Source organism: Yoonia sp., from assembly GCF_036007805.1.
Lineage (GTDB): Bacteria > Pseudomonadota > Alphaproteobacteria > Rhodobacterales > Rhodobacteraceae > Yoonia.
The window spans coordinates 1-3,068 of sequence record NZ_DASYOK010000024.1 but is presented as its reverse complement, the minus strand read 5'-3'; the positions used below and the strand labels follow the sequence as shown (position 1 = coordinate 3,068).

1 protein-coding gene is annotated in these 3,068 nt (G+C 59.1%); it reads left to right on the top strand.

What is annotated here, in order from left to right; all coding sequences use genetic code 11:
- On the top strand, nucleotides 1-3,068 hold a 3,068-nt coding region (locus VGP75_RS01250; RefSeq protein ID WP_327541919.1), incomplete at both ends, for a PLxRFG domain-containing protein.

Below are 3,068 nucleotides of genomic sequence, written 5' to 3'. Positions count from 1 at the left end.
GAAAAGCCAGACGGCACGTTCCATTATGACTTGTCGCGTAATGTCGATGACGGGGTTCAGCAAGTGCGCGAGGCGCGTGCTGCGGTGCGAGTGAGCGATGCCCAAGTGCGCAGTCCGGCATTGGAAGGCAACCCCGTCGATATAAACTTGGAGTTTGCATCGCCGGAAGTCAATACGGACCCTGCCTTCACCGAGGATGCAAGCCGGGCTGTGACGCGCCGCCTTGTGGCCGAGGTGGCGAAGGTTCTGCCGGGCACGAAGGTGGGCGTGCGCCTTGTGCGCCAACTTCACAGCCTCAAAGACGGCAGCGCGATCATGGGGCGGGCAAATCCCGATGGTTCGATTGAGGTATCAGCCAGCGCCGGGCGCGACGAGGCCGGGGCCGTGGGTATCCTTAACCATGAGATTATCCACGTTCTGCGCAATGCGGACCTGTGGCGTTCTCCGGAAGGGCTTTTCACTGGCCGGGAGTGGTCGCGTCTTGTCGCCGCCGCAGAGGCAAACCCTGATCTGGTTGCAGCGGTCAATGCCAACTACAAGGGCAAGGGCCTGACGCGCGATCAGATGCAGGAGGAATACGTCGCGGAAATGTATCGCGGCTGGAAGGCGCAAACCGGCGACTATGGCGCGGTCGAGCGGATCTTGCTCAAGATCGAAGAGTTCTTCCGGGCGCTTGCGTCTGCCTTCCGTGGCGAGGGGTTCGATAGCGCGGGCCGGATCATGCAGCGTATTGCTGATGGTGGCATTGGCGGGCGCGGGCCGAGCGGGCCGGGGCGCGGTGTGCGTTCGGGCGCGATGGGGGCAGTTCCGGCTGAAATGCGCGCATTCCACGGATCACCGCACCTGTTCGACAAGTTCAGCCTTTCGGCTATCGGCACCGGCGAGGGCGCGCAGGCGTTCGGCTGGGGGCTGTATTTTGCGGGGCGGCGCGAGGTTGCGGAATACTACCGCGACTCGCTTGCAAACCGTGGCGCAAGCGATGTGATCGTTGATACTGCTGAATATTATTGGGGAGGCGATGCAGCGCAGGCGATTGCGTCATTGGAGCGAGTTATCGCGGCGGGCAGCCTTGACGCGCGACAGGTCGGATATGCGAAAGAGGCGATAGAGCTAATTCGTGAAGGTTGGACGCCTGACACAAAGGGCCGTCTGTTCGAGGTGGAAATCCCTGACGACAAAGACCTTTTGGATTGGGATGCTAAACTGACAGACCAGTCAGAAAGTGTTCGCGTCAAAATAGCTGCAATAAGCGATATTCTTGACGACAAACAAAGTCGGATGGAGGCCCGCAGCAAAATTTATACCCGTCCGGTAAGTCAAATTGTGGCCGACTGGACTGGAGCCGATCTTTACGACGCTGTGAAAGACTATTTCACAATGGAGGATGCTGCGTGGGATAGGCTGGGCAAAACGCCAAATGATGTAATGAATGTTGATCAGGCGGCATCTGAGTTTTTGCGCGCCGCAGGTATCCCCGGCCACCGCTACCTCGATGGCGGATCGCGGGCGGATGGAGACGGATCACGCAACTATGTGATCTACGATGAGGCGGCGATTGATGTTGTCGGCATGGAAATGCGCGCGGGCGGCAACCCTGACCCCATCGCCTATCCGAGCGTTGTCAATTCCCTGTCTAAGCTCTGGTCGCGCAAGCCTGCCACCAGTGAGGCGGCGCTGAACGCAAAAGAGGGCAGCTTTGTCAGCAACCTGATCACAAACGCGATGGCCAGCAATGACAAATACAACAGCCTTGGTCTTGTGCCGGGCGAGGTTCTGTTCCGCGATCTTGGCAAGAACCTTCCCTCTGCGGGCAAGTGGGTGAAGACCATGCGTCAGATGACTTCGGAGCGGCAGGAAATGCACGCCGAGGCCGATGTTCTGGCGCGAGAATGGCAGGGCGCATACGTCAAGGACAAGGTGAACGGGCGCAAGCTGCATGATTTGATGCACGAGTCCACGATTGAAGAGGTTGACCCGTCCGAGCGGTTCCGCGCGCCGCGCCGTCCGCAGGACATGACCGACGCCGAATACATGAATTTCGTTGAAGAAAGAAGGAACAAGCACGCGGAGTTGCGGCAGAAGTTTAACGCGCTGCCGGAAAACATGCAGGCTATCTATCGCAAGGCACGAGACGCCTATAAAGAGTTCGATTCCAAGCTGATAGATGCGATGGTTGATGCAGTGGTTAAAGCAATGGACCTGCAAGCGGATCGTCTGAAAGCCCGTTATGAGGGTGAGCTTCAACAGTTCCGGGATGATGGTTTGGAGGGTGATGCTCTCAAGGAGGCGCAGAAGAAGGCGCGCAGCCGGTTTAACCAAGACGTGAAGATGCTGGAGTTCAGCCGTAATGCACGGATCAGGAAGATGCGCCTGACCTATGAGGCAAACCGGATTGAGGGGCCGTATTTCCCGCTGATGCGCTTTGGGCAGTTCTTCGTGGCCGCGCGGGACGACAAGGGCAAGCTGGTGCATTTCGAGCGGGCAACCACCGCAGGCGCGATGAACCGGATCGAGGCGGAAATGAAGGACGCTGGGTTTGTGGTCGAAAAGGGCGTGATGAAGCCCGACGACAACATGAGCCGGTTTGTCGATCCGAATTTCGTGGCCGACATTACGGAATCGCTGGGCGAGGCTGGGGCGGATAGCCAGATCCTTGACGCGATCTATCAGCGGTATCTGGAAACCCTGCCGTCCTTCTCCATCCGCAAGGCGAACATTCACCGCCAAGGCGTGCCCGGCTTCGACAAGGACGCGATCAAGGCGTTCGGCAGTCGCATGTTCCACGGCGCGCACCAGTTGACCCGCCTGCGGCACAGCATGGACCTGACCAAGCATATCGAGAACGCGCGCCGCGAGGCCAAGCGTGATCGTGATCCGGTTCGGGCCGGGGCGCTGGTCAATGAGATGCAGAAGCGGCATGACTGGTCGATGAACCCGCAAGGGGCGCAGTGGAGCGCATGGGCCACGTCCACGGCCTTTGTCTGGTATCTGGGTCTTACACCCGGCGCGGCAATCGTGAACCTGACGCAGACAACCGTTGTAGGTATTCCGCTACTTGCGGCAGGCAT